The organism is Streptomyces glaucescens, from assembly GCF_002154375.1.
GTDB classification, from domain to species: Bacteria; Actinomycetota; Actinomycetes; order Streptomycetales; family Streptomycetaceae; genus Streptomyces; species Streptomyces glaucescens.
This window is the reverse complement of record NZ_MUND01000685.1, coordinates 1-939: the sequence shown is the minus strand read 5'-3', so window position 1 is coordinate 939 and position 939 is coordinate 1. Positions and strand designations below refer to the sequence as shown.

The 939-nt window shown below is 70.5% G+C and carries 1 protein-coding gene; it reads right to left on the bottom strand.

Annotated elements, in window-relative coordinates; translation table 11 throughout:
• On the bottom strand, positions 1-594 hold a 594-nt coding region (locus CCN42_RS34915; protein ID WP_086741405.1), incomplete at its 3' end, for a lytic polysaccharide monooxygenase.
• Positions 595-939 lie beyond the last annotated feature (345 nt).

Here is a 939-nt window from a genome sequence, read left to right as displayed (position 1 = left end):
CGACGTGCGCACGTCGATCGAGTAGTTCTGGCTGGGCGCGTACTTGCCGGTGCGGGTGACCAGTTGCAGGTCGCTCCAGCGCAGCGGCTGGGTGGCGGGATCGAAGCCCTGGCGGGTGACGTAGACCAGGAAGTAGTCCGCGCCATGGCTGGCCTGGTCGTACAGGCGCAGGGTGAAGTTGGCCGAGACGTCCGTCGTCTTCCACGGACCGACCGTGTCCAGGGAGTTGTAACGGCCGCTCTCGGTCCGTCCCCCGCTGCACAGCTGGCCGTCGGGGACGACCGCCTGGAAGTTGCCCGCGGAGCCGTTGCGGTACAGGCCGTTCCAGTTCCACATGGCGTTGGGGTTGGCCTGCCACGCCTGCCAGCACATGGGGTCCTGCTGCGCCATCGCCGGGTTCTGGAAGTCGCTGCCCCAGCGCAGCCAGCAGCCGTAGTTGCGGGACGCCGGGTCCACGACCGAGCCGTGGGCCGCGGCGGTGCCGGCCCCCGGGATCAGGCTGAACAGCAGGGCGGCGAGCACGCCCAGGAGGAGCGCGGGGCGGAATCCGATCCGTAATTTGACGTGATCATGACATGTCGATGCGTTACGCAAGACGGATCTCCCTTTTTCGATGCGGGGGGACAGGTGGGGAGCTGCGGCGTGGGGATGCATTGGGAGCGCTCCCATGCGAAACAGGTTGCGCCACAGGTGGCGCGGACACAACGCCTGTATTGCGCCACCTTTCCACCACCACACCCACCCGAGCCCCCAGGCGGCTCCCGATCTCGCCTCGGCCTTCGGCGCGCGGGCCGGGCGAGGGCCGACCGGGTCTCGGCGCGTGCCGGGCGGGGCGTGACAGAGCGCGGCAGGCGTGAAGTCCGGACAGCGGAGCCGGCAAGCGCCGGGCGCGCGGGAGCGGCCGGGGGAGCAGAAGGCGGGCTGCGGGCGCGTGGGCGT